At 73.2% G+C, this 24,354-nt stretch carries 27 protein-coding genes; 16 read left to right on the plus strand and 11 right to left on the minus strand.

Going from position 1 to position 24,354, the window contains the following annotated elements; genetic code table 11:
- Window position 1: 1 nt before the first annotated feature.
- Genes AB0C84_RS34965 through AB0C84_RS34980 form a run of 4 tightly spaced genes read left to right on the plus strand, consistent with a single transcriptional unit; the run spans window position 2 to window position 2,974 of the window.
- Entirely contained in the window at window positions 2-730 is a 729-nt protein-coding gene (locus AB0C84_RS34965) for a hypothetical protein (protein WP_361074690.1), read from the plus strand.
- On the plus strand, window positions 727-1,080 hold the full coding sequence (locus AB0C84_RS34970) for a hypothetical protein (RefSeq protein WP_361074692.1): 354 nt from the start codon (window positions 727-729) through the stop codon (window positions 1,078-1,080). The genes AB0C84_RS34965 and AB0C84_RS34970 overlap by 4 nt, the downstream gene beginning before the upstream one ends.
- On the plus strand, window positions 1,080-2,198 hold the full coding sequence (locus tag AB0C84_RS34975; protein WP_361074694.1) for a glycosyltransferase family 4 protein: 1,119 nt from the start codon (window positions 1,080-1,082) through the stop codon (window positions 2,196-2,198). The genes AB0C84_RS34970 and AB0C84_RS34975 overlap by 1 nt, the downstream gene beginning before the upstream one ends.
- A complete protein-coding gene (locus AB0C84_RS34980) occupies window positions 2,195-2,974 on the plus strand; it encodes a hypothetical protein (RefSeq protein ID WP_361074696.1) in 780 nt (259 codons plus the stop codon). Before AB0C84_RS34975 ends, AB0C84_RS34980 begins: the two co-directional genes overlap by 4 nt.
- Here AB0C84_RS34980 and AB0C84_RS34985 read toward each other — a convergent pair.
- The 5 genes from AB0C84_RS34985 to AB0C84_RS35005 all read right to left on the minus strand — a co-directional run bounded on the left by AB0C84_RS34985 (window position 2,971) and on the right by AB0C84_RS35005 (window position 7,834).
- Window positions 2,971-4,242: a serine hydrolase gene (locus AB0C84_RS34985; RefSeq protein ID WP_361074698.1), complete on the minus strand. Its 1,272-nt coding sequence runs from the start codon at window positions 4,240-4,242 to the stop codon at window positions 2,971-2,973. The two genes, AB0C84_RS34980 and AB0C84_RS34985, sit on opposite strands and share 4 nt — an antisense overlap.
- Window positions 4,243-4,403: 161 nt before the next feature.
- A complete protein-coding gene (locus AB0C84_RS34990; protein ID WP_361074700.1) occupies window positions 4,404-4,925 on the minus strand; it encodes a YceI family protein in 522 nt (173 codons plus the stop codon).
- Between the two features lie 22 nt (window positions 4,926-4,947).
- Window positions 4,948-5,826, minus strand: coding sequence for a VanW family protein (locus tag AB0C84_RS34995; protein WP_361074702.1), 879 nt, complete (start codon window positions 5,824-5,826; stop codon window positions 4,948-4,950).
- Between the two features lie 150 nt (window positions 5,827-5,976).
- Window positions 5,977-6,207: a DUF6158 family protein gene (locus AB0C84_RS35000; protein ID WP_179844172.1), complete on the minus strand. Its 231-nt coding sequence runs from the start codon at window positions 6,205-6,207 to the stop codon at window positions 5,977-5,979.
- A gap of 34 nt (window positions 6,208-6,241) precedes the next feature.
- Window positions 6,242-7,834 (minus strand): phosphatase PAP2 family protein, encoded by a 1,593-nt coding sequence (locus AB0C84_RS35005; RefSeq protein WP_361074704.1) that lies wholly within the window; start codon window positions 7,832-7,834, stop codon window positions 6,242-6,244.
- Between the two features lie 141 nt (window positions 7,835-7,975).
- On the opposite strand from AB0C84_RS35005, the gene AB0C84_RS35010 reads away from it, so the two are divergent.
- The 3 genes from AB0C84_RS35010 (at window position 7,976) to AB0C84_RS35020 (ending at window position 10,373) form a co-directional block, all read left to right on the plus strand.
- On the plus strand, window positions 7,976-8,947 hold the full coding sequence (locus tag AB0C84_RS35010) for an ABC transporter permease (protein WP_258945402.1): 972 nt from the start codon (window positions 7,976-7,978) through the stop codon (window positions 8,945-8,947).
- Window positions 8,940-9,731 (plus strand): ABC transporter ATP-binding protein, encoded by a 792-nt coding sequence (locus AB0C84_RS35015; RefSeq protein WP_361074707.1) that lies wholly within the window; start codon window positions 8,940-8,942, stop codon window positions 9,729-9,731. Before AB0C84_RS35010 ends, AB0C84_RS35015 begins: the two co-directional genes overlap by 8 nt.
- A gap of 120 nt (window positions 9,732-9,851) precedes the next feature.
- Window positions 9,852-10,373 carry a YbhB/YbcL family Raf kinase inhibitor-like protein gene (locus AB0C84_RS35020; RefSeq protein ID WP_339156625.1) on the plus strand — a complete coding sequence of 174 codons (522 nt, stop codon included), beginning with the start codon at window positions 9,852-9,854 and terminating at the stop codon, window positions 10,371-10,373.
- 51 nt (window positions 10,374-10,424) lie between these two features.
- On the opposite strand, the gene AB0C84_RS35025 is transcribed toward AB0C84_RS35020, so the two are convergent.
- On the minus strand, window positions 10,425-10,928 hold the full coding sequence (locus AB0C84_RS35025; protein ID WP_361074709.1) for a MarR family transcriptional regulator: 504 nt from the start codon (window positions 10,926-10,928) through the stop codon (window positions 10,425-10,427).
- 82 nt (window positions 10,929-11,010) lie between these two features.
- Here AB0C84_RS35025 and AB0C84_RS35030 point away from each other — a divergent pair, with 82 nt between their 5' ends.
- The gene (locus AB0C84_RS35030) at window positions 11,011-11,700 is read left to right on the plus strand and encodes a DUF4386 domain-containing protein (protein WP_361074711.1); all 690 of its coding nucleotides are present in this window, start codon (window positions 11,011-11,013) and stop codon (window positions 11,698-11,700) included.
- A 42-nt stretch (window positions 11,701-11,742) separates the two neighbouring features.
- Here AB0C84_RS35030 and AB0C84_RS35035 read toward each other — a convergent pair whose 3' ends face one another.
- Window positions 11,743-12,717 (minus strand): winged helix-turn-helix domain-containing protein, encoded by a 975-nt coding sequence (locus AB0C84_RS35035; RefSeq protein WP_361074713.1) that lies wholly within the window; start codon window positions 12,715-12,717, stop codon window positions 11,743-11,745.
- Between the two features lie 59 nt (window positions 12,718-12,776).
- Between AB0C84_RS35035 and AB0C84_RS35040 the strand changes: the two genes are divergently transcribed.
- Window positions 12,777-13,970: an MFS transporter gene (locus tag AB0C84_RS35040; protein WP_361074715.1), complete on the plus strand. Its 1,194-nt coding sequence runs from the start codon at window positions 12,777-12,779 to the stop codon at window positions 13,968-13,970.
- Between the two features lie 48 nt (window positions 13,971-14,018).
- On the opposite strand, the gene AB0C84_RS35045 is transcribed toward AB0C84_RS35040, so the two are convergent.
- On the minus strand, window positions 14,019-15,305 hold the full coding sequence (locus AB0C84_RS35045; RefSeq protein WP_258945415.1) for a lysine 2,3-aminomutase: 1,287 nt from the start codon (window positions 15,303-15,305) through the stop codon (window positions 14,019-14,021).
- 401 nt (window positions 15,306-15,706) lie between these two features.
- On the opposite strand from AB0C84_RS35045, the gene AB0C84_RS35050 reads away from it, so the two are divergent.
- The 6 genes from AB0C84_RS35050 to argS all read left to right on the plus strand — a co-directional run bounded on the left by AB0C84_RS35050 (window position 15,707) and on the right by argS (window position 21,585).
- Window positions 15,707-16,432: a DUF998 domain-containing protein gene (locus AB0C84_RS35050; protein WP_361074717.1), complete on the plus strand. Its 726-nt coding sequence runs from the start codon at window positions 15,707-15,709 to the stop codon at window positions 16,430-16,432.
- Entirely contained in the window at window positions 16,429-17,325 is an 897-nt protein-coding gene (locus AB0C84_RS35055; RefSeq protein ID WP_361074719.1) for an alpha/beta hydrolase, read from the plus strand. Before AB0C84_RS35050 ends, AB0C84_RS35055 begins: the two co-directional genes overlap by 4 nt.
- Entirely contained in the window at window positions 17,322-17,693 is a 372-nt protein-coding gene (locus AB0C84_RS35060) for a hypothetical protein (RefSeq protein ID WP_179844180.1), read from the plus strand. Before AB0C84_RS35055 ends, AB0C84_RS35060 begins: the two co-directional genes overlap by 4 nt.
- A gap of 101 nt (window positions 17,694-17,794) precedes the next feature.
- Entirely contained in the window at window positions 17,795-18,208 is a 414-nt protein-coding gene (locus AB0C84_RS35065) for a hypothetical protein (RefSeq protein ID WP_258945416.1), read from the plus strand.
- A 302-nt stretch (window positions 18,209-18,510) separates the two neighbouring features.
- Window positions 18,511-19,788 carry a phosphate acyltransferase PlsX gene (plsX, locus tag AB0C84_RS35070; RefSeq protein WP_361074721.1) on the plus strand — a complete coding sequence of 426 codons (1,278 nt, stop codon included), beginning with the start codon at window positions 18,511-18,513 and terminating at the stop codon, window positions 19,786-19,788.
- Between the two features lie 51 nt (window positions 19,789-19,839).
- Entirely contained in the window at window positions 19,840-21,585 is a 1,746-nt protein-coding gene (gene argS / locus AB0C84_RS35075; protein WP_361074723.1) for an arginine--tRNA ligase, read from the plus strand.
- A gap of 27 nt (window positions 21,586-21,612) precedes the next feature.
- Here the strand turns inward: argS and AB0C84_RS35080 are convergent, their stop codons facing one another.
- On the minus strand, window positions 21,613-22,587 hold the full coding sequence (locus AB0C84_RS35080; RefSeq protein WP_361074725.1) for an LLM class flavin-dependent oxidoreductase: 975 nt from the start codon (window positions 22,585-22,587) through the stop codon (window positions 21,613-21,615).
- Window positions 22,584-22,829: a DUF2630 family protein gene (locus AB0C84_RS35085; RefSeq protein ID WP_179844184.1), complete on the minus strand. Its 246-nt coding sequence runs from the start codon at window positions 22,827-22,829 to the stop codon at window positions 22,584-22,586. Before AB0C84_RS35085 ends, AB0C84_RS35080 begins: the two co-directional genes overlap by 4 nt.
- 2 nt (window positions 22,830-22,831) lie before the next feature.
- Between AB0C84_RS35085 and AB0C84_RS35090 the strand changes: the two genes are divergently transcribed.
- Window positions 22,832-23,830 (plus strand): hypothetical protein, encoded by a 999-nt coding sequence (locus AB0C84_RS35090; protein ID WP_361074727.1) that lies wholly within the window; start codon window positions 22,832-22,834, stop codon window positions 23,828-23,830.
- A gap of 62 nt (window positions 23,831-23,892) precedes the next feature.
- On the opposite strand, the gene AB0C84_RS35095 is transcribed toward AB0C84_RS35090, so the two are convergent.
- A partial coding sequence (locus AB0C84_RS35095) for an aldehyde dehydrogenase family protein (protein ID WP_361074729.1) occupies window positions 23,893-24,354 on the minus strand: 462 nt, incomplete at its 5' end.

Raw genomic sequence — 24,354 nt, forward strand, 5'->3', positions numbered from 1 at the left:
CATGTTCTGGCGTAAACAGAAGGCCGCCATCGAGCGGTTCCATCCCCTGCACAGGGCGCTGACCTTGGAGCAGGGCTTCTCCGTCTCGCTGCGGCGCGACGACTGGGAGCCGGTGATCCAGAGCCTCGCGCAGCACGGGGCGCACGTGCGGCGGCGCCGGTGGCGGCTGCACGGGCGGGTCCCGGGCGTGCTCGTGCCGCTGCTGCGGGTGCTGTCGGCGGACATGCCGCCCGACGGGGTGCTGTCGGTGTCCGCGGACATGCGCGGGTCGCGCGTCCCGGACAAGAACGGCCCGGTGCAGGACCTCCCCTCCCGGCCCCCGATCTCGGGGCTCAAGCAGTGGTACGCGATCGACCCGTGGCTGCGGATCCGGGCGGAGCTGCGCGACGGCAGCGTCGTCGAGCTCTCGGTCACCGACCGGGTGCGGAACCGCAAGTACCGCAAGAGGAACGCGCGCGGCAAGGTCAAGTTCAAGAGCAAGTCGAAGACGGTGCAGCTCGTGCGGGTCACCCGGCGGCTGGCCAAGGACGCGGCCGTCCGGCGGCCCTCCTCGCCGCCGCCGCGCTGGGTCCGGGTGCAGGTGAAGCAGGGCAGGCGGCTGGTGATCCGCGCCAGCGGGAAGTTCCCGGGGCCGGTGGAGGAAAGGATCCTCGTGGACCGGATCCTGCAGGTGTCGACGGAGCCGTTCCGGTGGACGCCGCCCGGCACGGCCGCGAGGGGGACCACATGAACCGCTGCACCGTGACCACCGGGTTCTTCGTGCTCGGACGCTGCGGCCGGTCCGCGGTGGCGGCGTGCCCGCAGTGCGGCCGGCCCGTCTGCGGCGCGCACGCCGGGCCGAACGCGCTGTGCCCCGAATGCGCGGCGGCGCAGGGCTACCGGACGCAGGACCCGCACCACCCGGCCTGGACCCACGGGTACCGGCGCGAGTACTACCGCGGCAGCTCGCAGAGCTACAACGACGGCTACTGGTACTCCTCGTTCGACGAGTACGACCGCGGCGCGTTCAACCCGGGCGACGACTACTCCTACGGCGGCGACTGGGGACCGGACGACGACACCGGCTTCGTGGACAGCTGATGCGGCCCCGCGTCCTGTGGATCACCGAGCACTACCCGCCGAGCCGGGGCGGCATGGCGCAGTCGTGCGACCGGATCGTGCGGGGCCTGCGCGGCGCGGGGGCCGAGGTCGACGTCGCCCACCTGACCCGGCGGTCGCGGCCGTGGGGCGTGTCGCGCGAGCACGGCGGGCGGCTCGTCACCGCCCCGCTCGGGGACGACTCCGAGCACGCGCTGCGCCGCCTGTGGACGACGATCACCGCCGAGAACCTGACGGGGTACAGCCACGTCGTGGCGTTCGGCGGCGTTTACGCGATGCTCGCCGCGCCCGTCCTGTCCGCGCTGCTCGGCGCGCCGCTGGTGACGCTGCTGCGCGGCAACGACATCGACGTGGGCGCCTTCTCGATGCGGCGGCGCGGCGTGCTGGCGGACGCGCTGCGCGCCTCTTCGCGCGTGTGCGTCGTCGCGCGCTCGCACGCGCCGCTGGTGTCGGCGCTGGCCCCGGACGCGGCGGTCGCGTTCGTCGCCAACAGCGTCGACACCGCGCAGTGGCGGGTGCTGCCGTCCGAGCGGGAGCGGGGCCGGGCGTGGCGGGAGGAGAACGTCGCTCCCGGGCGCCGGACGATCGGGCTCATCGGCCAGCTCAAGGTCAAGAAGGGCGTCGGCTTCTTCCTGGAGGCCCTGGCGGCGTCGCGCCGCACCGGCGCCTTCCACCTGCTGCTCGTCGGCGAGGTCGAGGACTCCGTGCGGGACTGGCTCGCGGAGCGCGACGTCCCGCACTCGTTCCTGCCGTTCCTGGAGCGGTACGACCTTCCGGCCGTCTACGCGAGCTGCGACCTGGTCGCGCTCCCCTCGTTCTACGACGGGATGCCGAACGTGGCGCTGGAGGCGGCGGCGCTCGGCGTGCCGCTGATCGCGTCGGACGCCGGCGGGCTGGCGGACGTGGCCGACGACGAGATCGGGTTCACCTTCCCGGCGGGCGACCCGCACGCGTGCCGCGCGGCGGTCGACCGGGCCGCGCGGGCGGGCGGGGAGGAGCTGGCGAAGCTCGGCGCGGCGGGCGCCGAACGGATCCGGCGCGACTTCACCCCGGCCGCCGAGACCGCGGGCTACCTGGCCGTCCTCGACGAGACGCGTTGATCGTCTGCTACGCGGCCGGGGACGGGCTGGGGCATCTGACGCGGCTCCGGGCCGTCCTGCACACCCTCGGGCGGGAAGGGCCGGTCACCGTCGTGACCGGGTCGCGGTTCGCGGCCGACCCGCGCGTGGCGGGCGGCTGGGACGTCGTGGAGACCGCCGAGCCGGCGGCCCCGCCGCCGGACGAGGTGATCGTGGACGCGTTCCCCGCCGGGCTGAGGGGTGAGCTGACCGGATTCCCCGCGGGGACGAGGACGACGCATCTGGCGCGGCTGCTGCGCTGGGACGCCTACCGGCCCCTGCTCCCCGCGAGGCCGCCCCGCTTCGACCGGACGTTCGTCCTGGAGGAACTCGACCCCGCCCACCTCGCCTACCTGCGCGCGGTGTCGGACGAGGTCGTACCGCTGGCGCTGGCCGATCCCCCGTCGGAACCGGTCGATGTGGACGGCTGGCTCATCGTCCACAGCGGCCCCGACGCGGAGACGCTCCAGCTCGTCGCCTACGCGCAGGACATGGCGTCGCTGGAACGGGTCCGCCCGCCGATGACGCTGGTGTCGCCCGCGAGGCCGGACGACCTGCCTCCGCACGTCGTCCACCTGGACGTCTATCCCGCCTGTGTGCCGGGCCCGAACGTCGAGCGGATCGTCACCGCGGCTGGGTTCAACGCCGTCCGGCAGTACGCGCCCTGGCGGGAACGGCACCGGATGATGCCGTTCCCGCGCAGCCTGGACGACCAGTACACGCGCGCGGCCCGCGCCAGAGGCGGGTCGCCGCGCTAGAAGTAGGTGGAGGTCAGGTTGCCGGTCGGCCAGGTCTTCACCGCGTTCGCCGCCTTGTGCAGCAGCGAGTCGATGTCGCCGTAGTTCGCGGCGGAGCCCTCCTGGCGCTGGTCGAACAGGACCGCCCACGAAAGGCCGTCGTACCGCCGGACCAGCAGCGTGTACGTCCCGGCCAGGCTCCCGTTGTGCCAGGTGTTGCGGCCGCCGGTCACCGGGCGCACCTGCCATCCGCAGCCGTAGTACCAGCCGTCGGCGTTGACGCCGATCTCCGGCTTGGCGAACGCCCGGCTGATGGAGGTCGACGACAGGACGGACGTCGCGCCGTCGTAGAGGCCCGCGAAGCGGGTGAGGTCCATGGCGGTGGCCAGCCAGCCGCCGTGCGCGTCCATGTTCTCCAGGTTGAACGCGCCGTACGGGAAGGGCACCTTGGTGCCGCTGTTGTCGAACACGGTGGCGCCGGTGTAGGTCGAGTAGTACGGGACCTCGCCGGTGGCCTTGGTGCGCGACTTGCCGAGGCGCATCCGCGTGATGCCCCGGGGCGCGAGCACGGTCTGCCGGACGTAGTCCTCGTACTTCTTCCCGGTGACCTTCTCGATGATCCGGCCGAGCAGCATGTACCCGTAGTTGGAGTAGGCGTAGTGCGTACCGGGCGCGTGGTCCAGCGGACGCCGCGACGTGTACTTCATGATGCTCGCCTGCGACACCGGCAGCGCGAGGCCGAGCTCCTTGGCGATCGCCGCGTCCCGGAACATCGGGTCGGGCGAGATGTCGCGGTCCCAGCCGCCGAGGTGCTGGAGCAGCCGCAGCACCGTGACGTCCTTGAGGCGCGGGTCGGCCGTCGTGGACAGCCCCAGCAGCGTCGCCACCCGGTCGGTGAGCTTCAGCTTCCCGTCCTGCACGAGCCGGAGCACCGCCGTCGCCGTGACCGGCTTGGAGATGCTGGCGATCCGGAACGGCGAGGTTGGCTGCGTCTTGAACGCGCCGGCCTCGGCGTAGGTGTAGCCGCGCGACAGGACGAGCTTGCCCTTGCGGACGACGGCGAGCTGCCCGCAGGGGATCGACCGCGCCTGCATGAAGCTCTTGATGGTGGCGTCGAAGCCGCCGAGGCCGGCGAGCGCCTTGCCGGTCACCCCCCACGTGCGGGCGGCGGCCGCCGCCTGCGCCGTCTTGGACGGCCCCGACCCGCCGCCGGCGCAGCCCGCGAGCAGCGCCGGCGCGGCCACCAGGCCCGCCGCCTTGCCGAAGTTCCGCCTGCTCAGCTCCGCCACCGCGGCCCCCTGAAGATCGATTGTCCGGAATGCGGTGATCATGCACCCTAATGCATTCGATCTTCAGTGGCGGGGAGAACCCGGAGGCCGGAGCCCCGGACGAGGCCTGCGCGGGGCCTGCGCGGGGCCTGCGCGGGGGCTGTGCGGGGGCTGTGCGGGGGCTACGCGGGCAGGCGGACGTCGAACTCGATCTCGACCTCGTCGGCGAGCCGGAGCGCCCCGAAGAACGCCGAGTAGGGCTTGATGCCCCAGCGGCTCTGCTCGACGGTGACGCCGCCGCGCACCCGGTCGCCGTCCCGCGATGCCGCGAGCCGCACCGGCTTGACCCGGCCCATGATGGTCAGGTCGCCCTCGACTCCGTCCTCGCCGACCGCGGTGGAGGCGAACACGATCCGGGGATACCGCCGGACGTCCAGGACCTTCCGCAGGTTCTTCACGATCTCGGCGCGGTCCTGGTCGGTGAGGGGCTTCACGCCGCCGGCGCCCTCCCGCACCTCCAGCCCCTCCACCTCGACGGTCACCTCGACCGACGAGGCGTCCAGGGGCTCGCGCGCCTCGACCGCCGCCGACCAGCGCGTGGCCTCGATGGTGAGGTCGTGCCCCGCGCGCCGGCCGAGCCCGCTGCGCCCCGTCCGGACGAGCAGCCGCCCGTCCTCCGGTCCGAGCTCGAACGTTCCGTCCATACACCCCACCCTGCCACGCGGGTCAGAGGCACTCCACCTCGGGCTGCGGGCGGTACTCGGTGTGGAACCTCTCGCGGCGCACCTCGCGCCCGTCGGCCAGCAGCGTCCGCCACACGTCGACCTCGAAGCCCTCCCGGCCCGTCATGGGAATGCACTCGCCGCCGCGGCCGGCCTCCGACTCGAACGGCCTGAACCCGTACCGCTCGGACGTCCGCGACCGCACCTCGTACCTGCGCCGGCCCCACAGGTTCACCGTCACCGACGCCGCCGAGTAGGCCACCTGGATCCGCACCGGCTCGCCGGTGTCGTTCCTCCAGGTGAAGTCGAGCTGCGGATAGAACACCGCCGCCTCGCGCCCCTCCGGGTACTCCGGCATCCACAGGGTGTGGGCGCGCGCCTTCCGGATGTCCAGCCCGGCCAGGAACACCGCGTTGTACAGCGTCGTGGACACCTGGCAGATGCCGCCGCCCACGTCGTCCGCCAGCCGGGAGCCCATGATCGCGGGCGCGGGCACGTATCCGCGGCCCCTGGTGCGGGGCCCGACGGCGTCGTTGAACGAGAACGTCGCACCGGGCTCGACGACCCGTCCGTCCAGGGTCCGGGCGGCGAGCTCGATGTTGTGGACGCGGGGCTCGCCCGGCGCGAACCGCGTGGTGAACGTGCTCATCAGGCGGTCGGGCGGCAGCTCCCCGGGCCCGCCCCGCCCGGGCCCGTCGCGGTACGGCACGCTGAGCGCCGCCGACACCCCCGAGAGCCGCGGGCCCTCCAGGTAGACGCCCAGCAGCAGACCCGCCGACGCGGCGGTGCCCGCCGCGATGGGCCACCACCGCCGGACGCCGCGCCGCAGCCACTCGCGGGGCCCCCGCCCCTCCCGACGGCGCCCAGGCCCGATCCGCCCCACCGACCACACCCCCCGAGGATCCCAACGGGATCTTTCACGGACCCTGCCGCTTCCCCGCGGCGGGCGCCCGCGCCTTTACCCGAACAGAACGAACGTCCGAACAACACCGGCCCTGCGGGACGGCGGGCGCGGGGGGCGCGCCGGGCGCCGTCAGCGGGCGCGGGCCCCGGCGCGCATGCGCTCGGGGTCGATCTCCCGGCCGGGACGCCGGCGCAGGTACTCGGCCTCCAGCTCGTTCATGCGCCGCGTGTGCTCGCCGTAGGCCTGGTCGGCGGCGTGCCGCAGCGCGTCCAGCCTCGTGTCGTACAGGTGGCCGAGCTCACGGAACAGGTCGTCGTCGCTGAGGTCGCCGGGCGCGACTCCCAGGTCACGGCTCGTCATCGTGTGATCTCCTCCTTCGTGGGCGTCCCGTGCCCTACCCGGCCATCGGGGCATGAACCGTGAACACCCGGAGCGCGCGGGGGTGCTTGCCGAAGCGCACCGCGCGCGGCAGCGACGCCACCTCCCCGTCGCGCGCCAGCCGCAGCTCACCGCCCGGGGAGACGACCTCCATGCCGGTGGTCCGCCATGAGCGGTACCCGGGCGTGACGCGCAGATGGCCAACGATGATCGCGGCGACCGCGCGGACCCGGGGCGCCCGGCTCCCCGTGGTGACCATGCGGACGTCGAGCTTCCCGTCGTCGAGGCGCTCGCGCCAGGTGGGCGCGGCGCCCCACGAGCCGAAGACGCCGTTGCCGACGAACGCCAGCCACACCCGCCGGCGCCTGCCGTCCACCATCAGCTCGACCGGCTCGGAGTGCCGCAGCGTGCGGACGGCGGCGACCGCGAGCGCGGGCCACTTCCCGATCCGCCCCTCCAGCCGGACGCGCCGCTCCACCACCTCGGTGTAGGCGCCGATGCTCGCGGTGTTGAGGAACACCTGCTCCGCCTCGTCCCCCGCCTTGGCGGACACCGGGGTCACGTAGGAGACGTCGGCGCGGCCGACCCGGCCCTCCCGGTAGGCCCTGATCGCCTGCGCCGCGGTCTCCACGCCGACCGCGCGGGAGAAGTGGTCGAACGTCCCGCCGGGGACGACCAGGAGCGGGACGTCGCGGCCCAGCGCGGCCCGCGCGGCCGCGCTCACGGTGCCGTCACCGCCGACCACGGCCAGCACGTCGGCCCGCTCGGCGGCCTCGGCGCACGCCTTGTCGACGTCCGCGCCCGGCTCCAGCCGGACGATCTCCGCCGCGGGCAGCTCGGCCTCGATCAGCGCGAGCGCGAGCTCCGAGCGCCTCGGGAGGATCCTCGCGTCCGTCTCGGCCGCGGGGCCCGAGCCCAGGTTGACGACGGCCACCACGCCCCGGCCGTCCCGGGCGACGCGCACGTCCCCGCCCCCGGCCGGGGCCAGGCGCGCCACCGGGGGCCGGGCAGGCCACACCATCCGCGTCCCGATCCCGGCGAGCGCGCCGATCCCGAGCCCGGCGAGGACGTCGCCCGGATAGTGGGCGCCGGTGTAGATGCGGGAGAAGGCCACCGCCGCCGCCGTGGCCGCGACCGGGACCGCCACCGCCGCCGGCGCCTCCAGCGCCACGCCGGTCGCGAACGCGGCGGCCGAGGCGGAGTGCCCGGAGGGGAAGGCGTGCGAGGTCGGCAGCTTCCACCGGATCCGGATCGGGGGGACGAGGTCGACGACGGGGCGCTTGCGGCGGAAGGCCTGCTTGCCGGCGATGTTCACCGCGGGGCTCGCCACGGCGATCGCGATGGCCCCGCGCAGCGCCGCGCGCCGCAGCCGGGGCCGTCCCGCGATCCCCATCGCGCCGGCCGCCGAGAACCACAGCACCCCGTGGTCGGCGAACCGCGACAGCCGCGGCAGGACGTACTCCAGCCCGCGCAGCCGCGCCGCCGCGACCTGATCGAACGCCCACCGGTCCATCCGGCCCAGCCTGCGCAGGAGGGGGACGCGCTGCGGCCAGGCCCGGTGCTCCTGGGCCTGCCGCGACCGGCGCCGGGTGACGGACCGTGACGGCACATGAGTGCGCCGTGAATGGTTGACGCGCATGTTCCGTGGTATCCCCAGGGAGGCCGACATGATTCCGTAAAGATCTCAAATCGGGGGTCACATGCGGGCGAACGTCACTCTGGACTCAGCGACTGCAATAGGCTTCGCGGCATGAGTCACCCGGAACGGCTCGGAACCCCGGGTGGCGAGTCGGTCGGGACGATCGCGGAGCCTCCTCACGTGAACGGGACCCTGGCCGACTACGCCGCACGATACGGGCTTAGGCAGAGCGCTGCGCGCCCCCCGCTGCGCAAGTACATCCAGGATGTGTGGGCTCGCCGGAACTTCATCTGGGCGTTCGCATCCGCCAAGAACATCTCGATGTACACCGACTCCCGACTGGGTCAGGTGTGGCAACTTCTGACCCCGCTGCTCAATGCCGGGGTCTACTTCCTGATCTTCGGTCTGCTGCTGAACACCAAGCGCGGAGTGCCCGACTTCATTCCCTTCCTGGTGACGGGCGTGTTCCTGTTCGGGTTCACGCAGCGGTCGGTCACGTCGGGGTCCAAGTCGGTCGGCGACAACCTGTCGCTGATCAGGGCCCTGCACTTCCCGCGCGCCACGCTGCCCCTGGCGATCGCGATCGTGGAGCTGCAGCAGCTGCTGCTCGCCCTGGTCGTGCTGTTCGTGATCGTGTTCGCCTTCGGCGAGCCGCTCAGCCTCCAGATGCTGCTGTTCGTCCCGGTGATGGCGCTCCAGCTGATGTTCAACGTGGGCATCAGCATGGTCATGGCGCGGCTCGGGGCGTTCAACCGCGACATCACGCAGCTGCTGCCGTTCGTCATGCGGACCTGGCTCTACATGTCCGGCGTGATCTTCAGCCTGCCGTCGCTGATGAAGCCGGGCAGCCGGCTGGCCGACTACCCGTGGCTGGGCGAGCTGCTGCAGCTGAACCCGGCGTACGTGTACGTGGAACTGAGCCGGCACGTCCTGCTCGGCGAGTACCGGAACTATGTCGGAGGGCTCGCGCACGCCACCTCGACGGGGCAGCTGTGGCTCTACGCGATCGTCTGGGCCGCGGTGATGCTGGTGGGCGGATTCCTGTTCTTCTACCGTGCCGAGGAGCGTTACGGCCGTGGCTGACACGAAGGTCCGCGGGACCGCCGCCATCGACCCGACCCGGGAACCGATCGTCGTCGTCGACGACCTGCACATCGTCTACCGGGTGTACGGCGCGGGCGGCAAGGGCAACGCCGCGAGCGCGTTCTCGCGCGTCCTGCGCCGCAAGCACCGCCCGTCGATGACCGAGGTCCACGCGATCAAGGGCCTGTCGTTCGTCGCGTACCGGGGCGAGGCCGTCGGCATCATCGGCACCAACGGATCCGGCAAGTCGACGCTGCTGAAGGCGATCGCGGGGCTGCTGCCCCCGCACAGCGGCGGCGTCTACACCGACGGGCAGCCGTCCCTGCTGGGCGTGAACGCGGCCCTGATGAAGGACCTCACCGGCGAGCGCAACATCGTGCTCGGCTGCCTCGCCATGGGCATGACCCCGGCGGAGACCCGGTCCAAGTACAAGGAGGTCGTCGAGTTCGCCGGGCTGAAGGAGGGCTTCATCCAGTACCCCATGCGGACGTACTCCTCCGGCATGGGCGCCCGCCTCCGGTTCGCGATCGCCGCGGCCAAGACCCACGACGTGCTGCTGATCGACGAGGCGCTCGCCACCGGCGACGCCAAGTTCCGGACCAAGAGCAAGCGCCGCATCGACGAGCTGCGCAAGGACGCCGGCGCGGTGTTCCTCGTCGCGCACCAGCTCGACACGGTCAAGGAGATGTGCGACCGCGTCATCTGGATCGACGAGGGCCGCATGCACATGGACGGCGACCCCGAAGAGGTCGTCGCCGCCTACATCGAGGCGACCGGCAAGTAGCGCGCCCCGCCACGTGCCCCGCACCGGAAGGTGACGGCGCGGGGCGGCATGGACCCGGCAAGGCCGTACGCCCCCTGGTAGAGATGGGGTGTCACGATGATCCTGATGGAGGAGGTCGCCATGCCCGGCAAGCCCCCGCTCCCGCACGAGCACCTGCCCGAGGTCCCCTCGTTCGCGGTGGCCAGCGACGACATCGCCGAGGGCGAGCGGCTCGCCGACCGGCACGTGTTCGACGACTGGGGTTTCAGCGGTGGCAACGAGTCGCCGCACCTGCGCTGGTCCGGGTTCCCGGACGCGACGAAGAGCTTCGCGGTGACCTGCTACGACCCGGACGCGCCGACCGGCAGCGGTTTCTGGCACTGGTCGCTGTTCGACATCCCCGCGAGCGTCACGGAGCTGCCCACGGGTGCCGGGACCGAGGACGCCAAGGTCGGCGTGCACGCCCGCAACGACTACGGGGTCAGGGCGTTCGGCGGCGCCGCCCCGCCGCCCGGCGACCCGCACCGCTACGTCTTCACCGTCCACGCGCTGGACGTGGAGTCGCTCGGCCTGGGCCCGGACACGTCCCCGGCCGTCGTGGGCTTCAACATCACCGCCCACACTCTGGCGCGCGCCACGATCGTCGCCGAGTTCGGCGTCTGACGCCGCCCGCACTCCGAGGCCGTCCCGGGTTCCGGGACGGCCTCGCGCGTCTCACCCCGGTCTGTGGCCCGGCTTGAGGCGCCGGAACCCGGGGTGGACGCCACTGCCGAGCCCCTGCTGCTCGGCCACGCGCTCCAGTAGCGCCTTCACCTCCAGGCGCTCGTCCGGCGACAGCGCCTGGCACATCTCCCTCTCGTGCGCCGCGCTCGCCTCCGCGAGCCTGGCGAGCAGGACGAAGCCCCGGTCGGTCAGGTACAGCGCGTAGAGGCGCCGGTCCTCGGGGTTGCGGCGGCGCTCGATGAGCCCCCGCTGCTCCAGTTCGTCCGCGAACGGGACGAAGCGGCTCGGCGGCATGCCGAGCTGGTCGGCGAGCTCCCGCTGGCTGCGGCCGGGGGCGGCGGCCAGCATGCGCAGCAGCCCGGCCTGCGGCGGGGTCAGGTCCAGTTCCGCGATCCGCTCGGCGAACCGGCCGGCCCCGTGCGCGCCCAGCTGGGCCAGCAGGAACGCCACCCCGACCTGGACCGGCAGGCGGAGCTCCTCATCGTTCGTACCCATGAGTACATCATAGCCGCTTGACAATCGTTCTAATATGTAATCATTATCGAGTGTATAGCGATGAACCGACCGAGGAGAGCTCATGACCACCGCATCCGTTCCGGAGCGTTCCGCCCCGTCCCGCCGCCGGCCGCAGTCCGGGCCGCCACTGCTCGTCCCCGTCCTGTCCTTCGCCGCGCTGACCGTCGGATACGTGATCGCCAACCGCGCCACCCCGCATCCGGACGCGACGGGCGCCGAGGTGCTGCGGTACGCCAGGGAGCACGGCACCGCGATCAGGGCGGGCTCGTGGCTGCTGCTGGCCTCGGCGATCCCGCTGGCGCTGCTGGCCGCCGTCCTGTACCGCAGGCTGCGCGCCCTCGGCATCACCGCGCCGGGCTCGGCGATCACGATGGCGGGCGGGGTGCTGGCCTCGGTCGCGCTGACGCTGAGCGCGATGGCCGCCTGGACGGGCGGGCGGCTGCCGGACGACGCGAGCCCCGCGCTCGCCCGCGCGCTCGCCGACCTGTCCTTCCTGGCCGGCGGGCCCTTCTACGGCGCGGGCTTCGCGATGCTCGTGGCCGGGGTCTCGGTGACCGGCCTGCTCGCCGGGCTGCTGCCGCGACCGCTGACCTGGACCGGCCTGGCGCTGGCCGCCGCCGGGATGCTGTCCACGCTGGCGCTGCTGGCCGACGGGTTCGCGCCGCTGCTGCCGGTCATCCGGTTCGGCGGCCTCCTGTGGCTGGTGGCCGCGGCCGTCCTGCTGCCCCGCACCCGCCACGGGCGGGCGTGAGCGGCCGCACGAGGCCGTCCCGGGACGCTCCCCGGGACGGCCTCAGTCTGTTCCGATGAGGACGTCCCCTACGGCCGTACGGCGGTAGAGGACGGAACGGCCGCTGCGCTCGCGCGTGACGAGCCCGGACTCCCGCAGTACCGCGAGGTGGTCGCCGATCCCGCCGACGCTCATCCGCAGGTGGGCGCTCAGCCAGCTCGTCGTGGCGGGCTCGGCGAGCAGGCGCAGCAGGTCGGCCCGCGTGCGGCCCACCAGCCTGGCCAGAGCGTCCTCGTCGCGCGGCTCCCGGCTCTCCCAGAGCGCCGCCACTCCCCTGGCCCGGTACATCAGCGTGTACGGCCAGTCCTGTTCGAGCGCCGCGCCGAGTTCGGCGAAGACGACGGGCACGAACGTCAGCCCGGCGCCGCCGAGGCGGTAGGTCGCGTCGCCGTGGATGTCGGCCTCGATCACGCCGTCGCGCCAGCGCACCTTGCGGGACAGGCCGTCCAGCGCCGCCGCCCAGCCGTAGGCGGCCAGACGTCCCGCGCGGTGGACGATGTCGCGTTCCAGGATCGAGCGCAGCACGGGCCAGTCCGGCTCCAGGAGGGCGCGCCAGGCCGTCTCCAGGCCCGCGGCGAGCCTCTCGACGACGTCGGGGGCCTCCAGCACGTCCCGGACGGCCGCGTCCGGCTCCGGCAGCCCCGCGAGGTTGCGGGCGATCTCGCGGCGCGCCTGGGCGAGCGGCGTCGCCCTGACGGTCACCAGCTGATCGGCGACCGTCAGGTTCGGGCGGGCGGGCGGCGGGACGACGAAGTCGGCCATGTACCCGTGCGGGCGGCGCAGGAAGGCCAGCGCGCGCAGGGCCGGATCACCGGCCACCCGCCGGTACGCCGGGCGGACCCGCTCCGCCCAGGGGCCGAGCGGCCCGACCGGCATCCGCCCGGCGACCACGCCGAGCGCGCTGTGCACCTCGATCAGCGGGGCGACCCCGAAGCGGCTGGCCGCGAGGTCGCCGGGCCCCACCACGATGCGGTACATGTTTCGCTCCTCCCCGAAACATTGTCCAGGACGGGACCGGCGGCCGCAGAGTCGCCGCCATGTCCGCTCCTGCAACGGCCTCCGCGCGGTACCGCGACGTCTTCGGCGTCGCCGAGTTCCGGACGCTGTTCTCCCTCCAGACGCTCCAGGTGGGCGGCGACTCGGTCCGCACGATCGCGTTGTCGGTCCAGACGTTCGAACGCACGGGCTCACCGGTCGCGGCGGCGCTCGTCTTCGCCGCCGGGATGCTCCCGTACGTGATCGGCGGGGCCCTGCTGCTCTCGCTCGCCGACCGCGTCCCGGCCCGGCGGCTGCTCACCGGCTACCACCTGCTGCGCCTCGCGGTCACGGCCATCCTCGCGGTGGGCGGGCTCCCGCTACCGATGATCATGGCGCTGCTCGTCGCGGCGGGGCTGTTCGCCCCGGTCGGCAGCGCGGCGGTCCAGGCCCGGCTGCCCGTCCTGCTCCCCGGGGACGGCTACGTGCTCGGACGGTCCCTGTTCTCGATGACCAGCGCGGGCGCCCAGATCGCCGGCCAGGCCGCCGGCGGGCTGCTGCTGTCGGTGCTCGCCCCTTCCGGGACGCTCTGGCTCGCCGCCGCCGGTGCGGCGCTGGCCGCGGGGCTCGCTCGCTTCCGCCTCCCCGACGCTCCCGCCCCGGCCCGGGCCGTCTCCACGGGGACGGCGCGGGCGACATGGCGGACCAACCGGTTCCTGCTGGGCCGCCGCACGACGCGCGGGCTGCTCCTGGCCGGATGGCTGCCGATCTCCCTGTCGGTGGCGGCGGAGGGTGTCGCGGTCCCCTATGCGGGGGAGCTGGGGCGCCCTGACGCGGCCGGGCTGCTGCTGTCGGCCGCCGCGGCCGGGATGTTCGCGGGCAACCTGGTCGCGGGCCGCTGGGTCCGCCCGGACCTGCGGGACCGCCTCGCGCTGCCGCTGGCAGCACTGACCGGCGCGCCGCTCCTGCTGTTCGCGTTCGGGCCGGGCCTGCCGGCGGCGTGCGCGCTGATGGCGGTGGGGACGTTCGGGCTGGGCTACGAGCTGCCCGTCCAGCGGCGGCTCGTGGACGCCGTGCCCGAGGACGTCCGCGGGCAGGCGATCGGCCTGTACGGCAGCGGCCTCATGACCGGCCAGGCGGCCGGCATCGGCGCGGCGGGCGCCCTGGGCGAGGTGATGGCGCCCGGTCAGGTCATGGTGCTGTGCGGCGCCGCGACGCTGATCGCCTGCCTCTTCCTCCACCGGCCCCTTCGCTGAGGGGGGTGTGGCGTGTTCGCCCTGCGGCGGGCGAACACGCCACGGCGGTCACTTCTGCCAGGGGAACCGATCGGCGAAGGCCGGCTTGAGGTCGTCCAGCCAGACGGCCTCAGGGTCGTACTGCGCGAAGAACGGCTTGCCGACGAGATCGGAGTCGCGGCACTGGATGAAGTGCAGCGCCATGGCCTTCTGGCCCGCGATCTCCACGACCCCGTCCATGCAGACCTTGCCGGGCGTGGCCGACATGGACGGGCCGCGGACGGTCCGCGCCAGCCCGGAGACGTTCGCGTAGGCGTCGCGGAAGATCTCGTGCGCCCGGACGAGCGGCACGGCGAAGTAGTCCTGCGGCCCCGTGTCGCGCTCGACGAACATGTAGTACGGGACGAGACCCATACGGGTCTGCGTGCGCCACATGCTCTCCCAGGCGGCGGCGTCGTCGTTGATCGTCCGGATCAGCGGCGCCTGGGTGCGGATGATCGCGCCGGTGTCGCGGATGCGGCGGCACGCCTCGGCGACCATGAGCGGTTCGAGCTCGCGCGGGTGGGTGAAGTGCGCCATGAAGGCCAGGTTCTTGCCCGAGGCCACGACCTGCTCGAACAGCCGCAGCATGTCGTCGGCGTCGGGGTCGGTGACGAACTTCTGCGGCCAGTAGGCCAGCGACTTGGTCCCGATCCGGATGGATTCGAGCTGGTCGAGGTCGAGCAGCGGCTCGACGTAGCGGCGCAGCACCGGCTCGCCCATGATCATGGCGTCGCCGCCGGTGAACAGGACGCTCGTCACCTCGGGGTGCGCGAGGATGTACTCGCGGAGCGCGGTGGGCTCGTCACCGGCCATCTTCAGGTCGGCCTCGCCGACGAACTGGGCCCACCGGAAGCAGTAGGTGCAGTAGGCGTGGCATGTCTGGCCCTGTTTGGGGAAGTACAGCACCGTCTCGTCGTACTTGTGCTGCATCCCGGGGATCTTGCCGTCCCCGAAGCTCGGGATGTTGAGCTCCATCTGGCCCGCCGGATGGGGGTTGAGCTTCATCCGCACCCGGTGGGCGGCGGCCTCGATCTCCGCCTTGGGCGCCTCGCGGCTCAGCAGGTCCGACAGGTGCGCCACGTCCTCGGCGGGGAGCATGTCCTCCTGCGGGAAGACGAGGCGGTAGATCGGGTCGTCGGGCGCGGCCGACCAGTCGATGAGCTCGTCGATCACGTAGGCGTTCGTCCGGAACGGCAGCACCGTCGCCACCGCTCGGGTCGCGAGCCGCTGCGCGGGTGTCAGCCCCGCGCGAGCCGTGAGCTCGTCGAGGTGCTTCGCCGTGAAGGCGCGGAACTTGCGACCGGTCGATCGCATTGCGGGAGCCGCGTCGTTCACCAGTGTCACGTGTTGGTTCTCCTTGCTGTCAGCGGGGAAGCGCGCCCGGGCGCGCCGTCACGAACCGTGATCAGGACTGCTCGGGCCACCCCCATTCAACCGTTTGGGGTGGCTTCATGCCGAATTAATACCCCCTGTGCGTCACTGACAAAGCCAAGGTCAGGACGATCCCGGCAAATAACCTCGTCATCATCGTTGACGCCCCATGTCTTGTCCAACGACTACGGGACGTCAACTTCTCCGTCAGCCCCCGTTAAGTCCTGGGCCAGCGGATACTCGGTTAGGGCCGCCCCAGGTCACACACCTGCGGCCGGTTCGGAAATACTGGGGGCGGGTAGGACCGATCGGCGCACCGGAGCGTGCGGGCGTGAGGGGGCCGGGTGAACTCTGACCAGCGGGGCGGGCCGGGTGCCGTCCCCATGCACCTGATCGTCCTCGCCGGGCTGGCGTCCGTCACCTACGCCAGCTTCGTGCTGGAGAACCTCCTCAGCCCCAAGCTGGACTTCTTCAACGGCTATGTGAGCGAACTCTCGGCCTCCGACCAGCCGTTCCACTTCGTCTACAGCGCCGGCGACCTCATCACCGGCGTGCTGTCGATCCTCGTGGCGGCCGGGACGCTCCGCCGGCTCACCCGCAAGCCCCTCGCGACCGCCGGGTGGGTCTTCCTCGGGCTGTTCGGCGTGTGCGCCATCGGCGACGCATCCTTCCCGCTGGACTGCGCGCCGAGCCTGGAGACCTGGTGCGCCCTTCGGGAACGCTCCGAGAACGTGTCGTTCTCCCACGAGTTCCACTCGGTGACCAGCAGCGCCGTGATCGTCTGCGGGGTGGCGGCTCTGCTGCTGCTGTCCCTGGCCGCGCGCCGGTACGGCTGGTGGCCCGCGCTGGCCCGCTGGGGCTGGCTGCTGGCGCTCGCCGAGTCGGTGGCCGCGCTCGGGACGCTGGTGGCGATGTACGTGGGGCAGTGGCTCGGGATCGTCCAGCGCGTCCAGATCGGCATCCTGTGCCTGGGGCTGCTGACCATCGCGTGGGCGCTGTACTCCGACCGGCGGGAGGCGGCGCGCGAGGCACGGGGCGTGTCGGACGCGCGGGAGGGGGCGTGCCTGTGAGCCGCACGGACGGGGGCGCCGGCCGCGGCCCCGGCGAGATCGTGAACGTGGGCCGCGAGCAGGTGCACGTCGTCGAGTCGGGCCCGGCGGACGGCCCGCCGCTGCTGCTCAGCTCGGGCCTGGGCGGCGCCTGGTTCGACTGGGAGCCGTCCGTCGCGCTGCTCCGCGAGGAGCACCGGGTGATCGCCTACGACCGTCCGGGCCTCGGCCTCAGCCCCGCCGCGGCCGCGCCGCCGTCGCTGCGCCGCGACACCGCCGTCATGGGGGCGCTGGCGGAGCGGGCCGGCCGGCCGGTGACCGTCCTCGCCCACTCGATGGCCGCGTTCGCCGCCGAGGCGCTGGCCAGGACGCGCCAGGGGCTCGTGCGGGGCATGGTGCTGCTCGACCCGAGCTACGAGGGCGAGGCGTGGGTGCCCGTGCGGCTGGCCGCCGCGCTGGCCCCGCTCGCCGCGGCGGCGGGCGCCGTGCTCGGCGCGACCCGGCTGGCGAGGACCGCCGGGCCGTTCGGCCGCCGGATGGTCCTCAGGCGCACCAGCCGCCGCGACGAGGCCGTCCCCGAGGAGGTCGTGCGGTCGGTGTACGGGCGCGGGACGGTGCTCGGCGCGGTCCTCGCGGAGGAGCTGGCCTACCGGGAGATGGCCGCCGACCTGGCGGGGCTGCGCGAGCGGCGCCCCTTTCCGCCCGTCCCGCTGGCCGTCGTGACCGCACTGGGCGACGTGGACGGCGACGACCGCAAGCGCGCATGGGCCGAGGCGCACGAGCGGCTCGCCGAGATGACCCCGCTCGGCAGGCGGATCGAGCTTCCGGACGCCCTGCACATGGTCCCCCTCGACCGCCCCGACGCGGTGGCCGACGCGGTCGCCGGCCTCCGCCGGATGGAGGGGGCCGCATGAGACGCCTTCCCGCCGCCGTTCTCGTCCTCCTGCTCGCCGTGACGATGTCCGGCTGCAAGGTCATGCAGAGGATCTCGGACGGGGCGTACCGCAACGCCGTCTCCGACGGGGTCGTCGACGAGCTGGACGCGCAGGGCATCAAGCTTCGGGAGCGCCCGGACTGCGAGTCCCCGGGGCGCGAGACCGACTCCGTGGTGCGCGTCGACTGCACGGCCCGCACCACGACCGGGGAGCCGGTCGTGGTGGAGGGGGTCGCCCACGACGCCGACACCGAACGCCCACTCGAGGCCTACGTGGTCACCGTCGGCGGGCGGGAGGTGCTCCGCAAGGAGTGCCTCGGCCTCGGCTGCGAGCACCCGAACGGCTGACCGGGCAAGAATCCGCATACGGAACGGAAAAACCAAACACGCAGCGCATACACACCCGTACCGTCGGTGACGTAGCGGGTGTGAAGATTCCCAGCGTGAAGATGCCGCGCCTCAGGATCGGCCGCAGGCAGGCCCTGGTCCTCGGGTCCGCAGCACTCCTCGTGATCGCCGTTGTGGGCGGCGGCGCGTTCCTTCTGCTGTCGGGCGGCCAGGAGTTGCAGTACAAGACGCAGGCCGCGCTGCGCAAGGCGCTTCCCGTGACCGCCACCGCCGAGCTGCACAAGCACGGCGTGCGGCTGGGGGCGCCGCTGCGGTGCGCGGACCTGCCCGGCTGGACGAAGAAGAAGATGCGGGTGTCCTGCACCGGCATGACCTCGGACGAGAAGCCGGTCGAGGTCTTCGGCAGCGGTGAGCTGGAGACGCGCAAGAACTACTACACGATCCTCGTGAACGGACGGCCGGTCGTGGAGAACGCGTCATGCCTGGGCGCCGACTGCCGCAAACAGGAGGGTTAGGGCCTGTCTCGAAGTCGCCTCGCCACGCGCGCGAACGCGTGACCTGGCCGGTGGAGCGAGGCCGGAGGCGAGCGGAGCCGGGCAGATCGCGAAGCGATGCCGCGTTCGCCCAGGCCAGGTCACGCAGCGAGCCGTCAGGCGAGCGAAGTGGGCCGGGACTGTGAAACACGGGTTAGATCCGCGGGCAGTGAGGATCGCCACTCCGGGCGTGGGGCGCCAAGGCAGGCGAAAGGACGCCATACGATGCGATGAGCTGCGTTCTTGCGGCCCACCGTGTTTCCTTTAGTCCTCCTGGAGCGGCCATGACCGGCACCGGCGAGCCGTCGCGGCCCGTGACGCCTCGCCCGGCGGAGCCGGGCCCGCCGGAGTCCGGCTCCGCGCCGACCAGGAGCGCCGCTCCGCGCCAGGCGCCGCGCCGCCCGGCGACGGTGCGTCCGCTGCCGATCGCGGTGGACACGATGGGCGGCGACCACGCCCCCGAGGAGATCATCGCGGGGGCGGTGGCCGCGGTCCGCGAGCACGGCGTCCGGCTGGTGCTGGTCGGGCGGGCGCCGCGGATCCGCCGGGAGCTCGACCTGCACGGCGTCCTCGGCACGATCCCCATCGTGCACGCCGACGAGGCCCTGGACATGGGCGAGGGCGCGCTCGCGAGCTGGCGCAAGCCCCGCTCGTCCATCGCGATCGCCTGCCACCTGATCAAGCAGGGGCGGGCGTCGGCGCTGGTGTCGGCGGGCAGCACCGCCGGGGTCGTGGCGACGTCGCGGCTGCGGCTCAAGGGCCAGCAGGGCGTGATGCGGCCGGCGATCGCGGTGGCGCTGCCGACGCGGCCGCACCCCACGATCCTGCTGGACGCGGGCGCCACCGCCGACGTCAAGCCGGAGGGGCTCGTCCAGTTCGCCGCGCTCGGCACCGCGTACGCGCAGATCCTGCTCGGGGCCGACCGCCCGTCCGTGGGCCTGCTCAACATCGGCACCGAGCCCGGCAAGGGCAACAAGCTCACCAAGCGGGCGCACGAGCTGCTCGCGACCGGCAGCCACGGCATCGAGTTCGCCGGGAACGTCGAGGGCCACGACCTGCTGAGCGGGCGCGTCGACGTCATCGTCGCCGACGGGTTCACCGGCAACATCGCGCTCAAGACCGTGGAGGGCACGGTCGCGACGGCGTTCGCGGAGATCCGCGACGCGATGACCTCCACCCCCGCCGCGCGGATGGGCGCCCTGCTCCAGCGGCGCCGCCTCCAGGACCTGCGCGACCGCCTCGACCCCGACACCTACGGCGGCGGCGTGCTGCTCGGCCTGAACGGGACGGTCGTGATCGCGCACGGGGCGTCCCGCGCCCGCGCCATCACCTCGGCCTGCGACCTGGCGCACCGGCTGGCCGCCGGGCGGATCGTCGAGCGGATCCGCGAGCAGGTCGCCGCGACCCGCACGTCCCGGTTCGGGCGCTGGACGCACGGCGAGCGCGACGGCGACAGGCCCGCCGAGAAGGCCGCGGACAGGCCCGGCGAGAAGGTCCCGGAGATCCCCTCCCCCGCCGCCGACACCGTCCCCGACCTCAACGAGCCGCCCGCCGCGCCCTAGCCCGAGCAAAACCGATTCCGGGCCTCGGCGCGTCGCCGATAACCTTGGAACATGCCCGATCCGCAACTCGTACTCGCCGCCCGGGTCCAGGCCGCGATCAGCGCCGCCTTCGGACCGTCGTACGCGGACACCGACCCGGTCATCCGGCCGTCGCAGTTCGCCGACCTTCAGGCCAACGTGGCGCTGCCGCTGGCCAAGAAGCTGGGCCGCAAGCCGCGAGAGGTGGCCGAGGAGATCACGGCGAACCTCGACACCGCGGGCGTCGTGTCGGACGTGCGGGTCAGCGGCCCCGGGTTCATCAACCTGACGCTCAGCGACGGGTGGATCGCCGGCGAGGCGCAGCGGGCCCTGGAGGACGAGCGGCTCGCCGTCCCCCTCGCGGACAAGCCGCAGAAGGTCGTCGTCGAGTACTCCTCCCCGAACGTGGCGAAGGAGATGCACGTCGGGCACCTGCGGACCACGATCGTCGGCGACGCGATCGCGCGGATCCTGGCGTTCCTCGGGCACGAGGTCGTCCGGGACAACCACGTCGGCGACTGGGGCACCCCGTTCGGCATGCTGATCGAGCACCTGCTCGACCTCGGGGAGGACGCCGCCGCGCGCGACGACTCGTCCGTCAGCGACCTGACCGCCTTCTACCAGGCCGCGCGGGAGAAGTTCGACGGCGACGAGGCGTTCGCCGACCGGTCCCGGCGCAGGGTCGTGGCGCTCCAGGCGGGCGACGCCGAGACCTTGCGGCTCTGGAACGTCCTCGTCGAGGTGTCGAAGCGGTACTTCAACTCCGTCTACGGGCGGCTCGGCGTCACCCTCACCGACGACGACATCAAGGGCGAGAGCTACTACAACGACCTGCTGGCCCCGACCGCCCGGGAGCTGGAGGACAAGGGCATCGCGGTGATCAGCGACGGGGCGCTGTGCGCGTTCCCGCCCGGGTTCACCGGCCGGGAGGGCGAGCCCCTCCCGGTGATCATCCGCAAGAGCGACGGCGGCTACAACTACTCCACCACCGACCTCGCCACGATCCGGTACCGGGTCGACACCGAGCACGTCGACCGGATGGTCTACGTGGTCGGGGCGCCGCAGGCGCTGCACTTCCAGATGGTGTTCGCTGTCGCGCGCATGGCGGGCTGGCTGAACGACGAGGTCAAGGCCGAGCACGCGCAGATCGGCAACGTCCTCGGCACCGACGGCAAGATCCTGCGGACCCGGGCGGGCGGCACCGTCAAGCTGTCGGAGCTGCTGGACGAGGCGGTCGAGCGGGCCGGCGCCGTGTTCGACGAGATCCAGCACGACGAGCCGTTCGACGACGCGACCCGGGCCGGGATCGTCCAGGCGGTCGGCATGGGCGCGGTGAAGTACGCCGACCTGTCGGTGGCGCGCGACAGCGAGTACACCTTCGACCTCGACCGGATGATCTCGTTCAACGGCAAGACCGGCCCGTACCTGCAGTACGCGACCGCGCGGATCCGGTCGATCTTCCGCAAGGGCGGCCTGGCCCCCGAGGACGCGACCGGCCCGATCACGCTCACCCACCCGGCCGAGCGCGCGCTGGCGCTGGAGCTGCTCGGGTTCGGCGCCGTGCTGAAGCAGGCCGGCGAGACCGCCGAGCCGCACCGGCTGGCGAGCTACGTCTACTCGGTCGCCGACGCCTACACGACGTTCTACGAGAACTGCCCGGTGCTGAAGGCGCCCGACGAGGAGACGAGGGCGTCGCGGCTGGCGCTGTGCGCGGCGACGCTGCGCACGCTCGTCACCGGCCTCGGCCTGCTCGGCGTCCCCACCCCCGAGCGCATGTGAGGCGGGCGCCGGCGGCGGCGCCGCGCGTCACGGCACGCTCGTGCCGTGGGGCGAGGGCTGACCGGCCCGGGGCTGAGCCTCGGGCCGCGGCTCGGCCTGTGCGGGGCCCTGCGCGGGCCCGGCCCGTTCGCGGGTGACCTGCTCCCGGACGGCCGGGACGATCTCCATGGCGAACACCTGGAGCTGCCCGGGATCGCCGCCGTACAGGAACGAGTCGACGCCGTGCCCGACGGCCAGCTCGGTCAGCTCGTAGATCCACTGGCGCGGCGGGCCGTGCAGGAAGCCCCGCGACTCCCGCCCGTCGACGTCCCCTTCGAGGACGTAGACGCGGCGGATCTCGCCGGGCTCCCGACCGGCCCTCAGCGCGGCCTCGTCGAGTCGGCGCTGCCCGTCCGCGAGCCGCTTCGGCGGGACGAGCGACGACGGCGCGATCCAGCCGTCGGCGACCCTCCCGGCCAGGTCGAGGCCGCGCGGCCCGGTGACGCCGAGCCAGATGCCGATCTGGTGCGCGGGCGCCGGGCCCGCCTGCGCCGCCGCGAACCGGTAGTGCTCGCCCGCGAACCGCAGCCCGTTCTGGTCGCTCCAGTGCAGCCGGATGAGCTGCACGGCCTCCTCCAGGGCGCGGCGCGACGCGGCACCGTCAAGGCGCGGCCCGCCGTAGGCCTCGACGCCGCCCGGCTCCATCCCCGCGCCGAGGCCGAGCTCGGCGCGGCCGCCGCTGAGCCGGTCCATCGTCGCGATCGCCTTGGCGAGCGCGGCGGGTTGTCGCAGCGGCAGGCACGCCACCGCGGGCAGCACCCGGATCCGGGACGTGCCGGCCAGCACGGCCGCCATCAGCGCGAGCGCGTCGGCGGTGTCGCGCCGGTACGGCCGGTCGCGGATCCCGAGCAGGTCGAGCCCGCACCGGTCCGCCTCCTGCGCGGTGCGGAGCAGCGGAGCGGAGGCGTCCGGGGTCAGGGACAGGCCGAACCGCAGCGGGCGCCTCGGCCGAGGCGGCGTCACTGCAGGTAGCCTTCGACCTCGTCCGGCGGCCGGACCTCGTCGCCGCCGGGGCCCTCACCGGCCTCCAGCCTGGCCCGGCGGCGGCGCAGCAGGTCCCAGCACTGGTCGAGCGCGACCTCCAGCCGCTCCAGCCGCCGGTGCTCCTCCTCGCGGTCGAGCTCGTCGCGCTGGTACCGCTCGCGGAGCCGCCGCTCCTCCCCCACATACTCGTCGATGCGGGCCAGGATGTCCTTCTCGTCCATCGGTGTCTCAGCGCTCGCGGCCGACGTCGGTGAGCCCGCTCAGGAACCCGCCGTCCGTCCGCGTCGAATGCTGGAGCGAATTGGTCTTCGGCTCCACGACGGGCGGCGGCGGCGCCGGCCGCGCGGCGGCCGTCCGCGCGGCCGGCGTCTTGCGGGCCGACGACGCGGACTTGGTCGTCCCCGATCTGGCCGACCCCTTCGCGGTGCCCGATTTCGTGCTCGCGGACGTCCGCGACGACGTCGACTTGCGGGCGGCGCTCGTCCGGGACTTGGGCGCGGCCGTCTTCCGGGCCGTGCCCGCCGTCTTGGCGGCGCCCGCCGTCTTCGCGGTGCCCGACGTCCTGGCGGTGCCCGTCGTCTTGGCCGCGCCCGCCGTCCGGGACGTGGCCGCCCTGGACGTCGTCTTGCGCGCCGTGGACGTCTTCGCGGCGCCCGTCCGGGCCGCCGCCGTCGTCCTCGACCGGCTCGACGCCGCCGTGGTGGACTTGCGGGCCGTGGTCCGGCTCGTGCCGGTCCGGCTCGCCGCCGTGGACCTGCGCGCCGTCGTGGCGCGGGTCCCCGTCGACTTGGCGGTGGTGGTGATGACCTTCGCCGCCGCGTCCATCGCCTTGGCGGCGTCGGACATGGCCTTGGTCGCGCTGGTCATCGCCTTGGTCATCGCCGTCATGGCCTTGGCCGACGAGGACGCCTTGGTCGCCACCGACTTCATCTGCGTCGCGGCGGTCTTGGCCTGGCTCGCGGCCTTGGTGACGCGGGTCGCGGCCGTCGACGACGACACCGAGCGGCTGGACGCCGCCGGCTTCCTCGCCGCGGTGCTCCTGGTCGTGGTCGTGCGGCTGGTCGTGGACCGCGACGGCGCCTTCGCCGCCGAGGTCCGTCTCGTCGCCGGCTTCTTCGCGGCGGTGGACTTGGTCGCTGATGTGCTCTTCGTACGGGCGGCCGACCCTCGGCTCGCCGTACGCGATGCGGTTCTGGTAGGCACTGATCTCCCCCCACTGTGATCAGTTACGGGGAGATCTATTCCACACTTCGTGACCCTCTACACACGCAGCGTCATATCAGCTCAGACGCCCACCGGATGCCAGACGGTCTTGGTCTCCAGAAACGCGGTCAGGCGTGCGGTTCCCGGCTCTTCGGACCAGTCGCCCGCGAGGCGAAGAACGCGCTTGAGGTTCCCGGCGGCCTTGTCCTCCAGCTCCTGGACGTGCTCGGGGAGCGCGCCGGTGAGGTCGATGGCGTTGACGTCCATGTGGGCGGCGAGCCAGGGTGCGATTTCGGTGCGGTGGCCGGTGAGGATGTTGACGACACCGCCTGGCAGGTCGGAGGTGGCGAGCACCTCGGCCAGGGTGATCGCGGGCAGCGGCGCCGGTTCGGAGGCGACCACGACGGTGGTGTTGCCGGACACGATGGCGGGGGCCAGGACGGACACTAGGCCGAGTAGGGGTGAGTCGGGTGCGATGGCGGCGACGACGCCGGTGGGTTCGGGTGTGGAGAAGTTGAAGAAGGGCCCGGAGACGGGGTTGGC

The organism is Actinomadura sp. NPDC048955 (assembly GCF_040649435.1).
GTDB lineage: Bacteria > Actinomycetota > Actinomycetes > Streptosporangiales > Streptosporangiaceae > Spirillospora > Spirillospora luteofluorescens.

Excerpts from the sequence above, each read along its gene's own strand:
- argS (WP_361074723.1), top strand. The coding sequence starts at position 19,840 with ATGCCCGATCCGCAACTCGTACTCGCCGCCCGGGTCCAGGCCGCGATC.
- AB0C84_RS35000 (WP_179844172.1), bottom strand. The coding sequence starts at position 6,207 with ATGACGAGCCGTGACCTGGGAGTCGCGCCCGGCGACCTCAGCGACGAC.
- AB0C84_RS35040 (WP_361074715.1), top strand. The coding sequence starts at position 12,777 with ATGTCCGCTCCTGCAACGGCCTCCGCGCGGTACCGCGACGTCTTCGGC.
- AB0C84_RS35065 (WP_258945416.1), top strand. The coding sequence starts at position 17,795 with ATGCCGCGCCTCAGGATCGGCCGCAGGCAGGCCCTGGTCCTCGGGTCC.
- AB0C84_RS34970 (WP_361074692.1), top strand. The coding sequence starts at position 727 with ATGAACCGCTGCACCGTGACCACCGGGTTCTTCGTGCTCGGACGCTGC.
- AB0C84_RS35060 (WP_179844180.1), top strand. The coding sequence starts at position 17,322 with ATGAGACGCCTTCCCGCCGCCGTTCTCGTCCTCCTGCTCGCCGTGACG.
- AB0C84_RS35045 (WP_258945415.1), bottom strand. The coding sequence starts at position 15,305 with ATGCGATCGACCGGTCGCAAGTTCCGCGCCTTCACGGCGAAGCACCTC.
- AB0C84_RS35025 (WP_361074709.1), bottom strand. The coding sequence starts at position 10,928 with ATGGGTACGAACGATGAGGAGCTCCGCCTGCCGGTCCAGGTCGGGGTG.
- AB0C84_RS35020 (WP_339156625.1), top strand. The coding sequence starts at position 9,852 with ATGCCCGGCAAGCCCCCGCTCCCGCACGAGCACCTGCCCGAGGTCCCC.
- plsX (WP_361074721.1), top strand. The coding sequence starts at position 18,511 with ATGACCGGCACCGGCGAGCCGTCGCGGCCCGTGACGCCTCGCCCGGCG.
- AB0C84_RS34975 (WP_361074694.1), top strand. The coding sequence starts at position 1,080 with ATGCGGCCCCGCGTCCTGTGGATCACCGAGCACTACCCGCCGAGCCGG.
- AB0C84_RS35030 (WP_361074711.1), top strand. The coding sequence starts at position 11,011 with ATGACCACCGCATCCGTTCCGGAGCGTTCCGCCCCGTCCCGCCGCCGG.
- AB0C84_RS35035 (WP_361074713.1), bottom strand. The coding sequence starts at position 12,717 with ATGTACCGCATCGTGGTGGGGCCCGGCGACCTCGCGGCCAGCCGCTTC.
- AB0C84_RS34965 (WP_361074690.1), top strand. The coding sequence starts at position 2 with ATGTTCTGGCGTAAACAGAAGGCCGCCATCGAGCGGTTCCATCCCCTG.
- AB0C84_RS35010 (WP_258945402.1), top strand. The coding sequence starts at position 7,976 with ATGAGTCACCCGGAACGGCTCGGAACCCCGGGTGGCGAGTCGGTCGGG.
- AB0C84_RS34990 (WP_361074700.1), bottom strand. The coding sequence starts at position 4,925 with ATGGACGGAACGTTCGAGCTCGGACCGGAGGACGGGCGGCTGCTCGTC.
- AB0C84_RS35085 (WP_179844184.1), bottom strand. The coding sequence starts at position 22,829 with ATGGACGAGAAGGACATCCTGGCCCGCATCGACGAGTATGTGGGGGAG.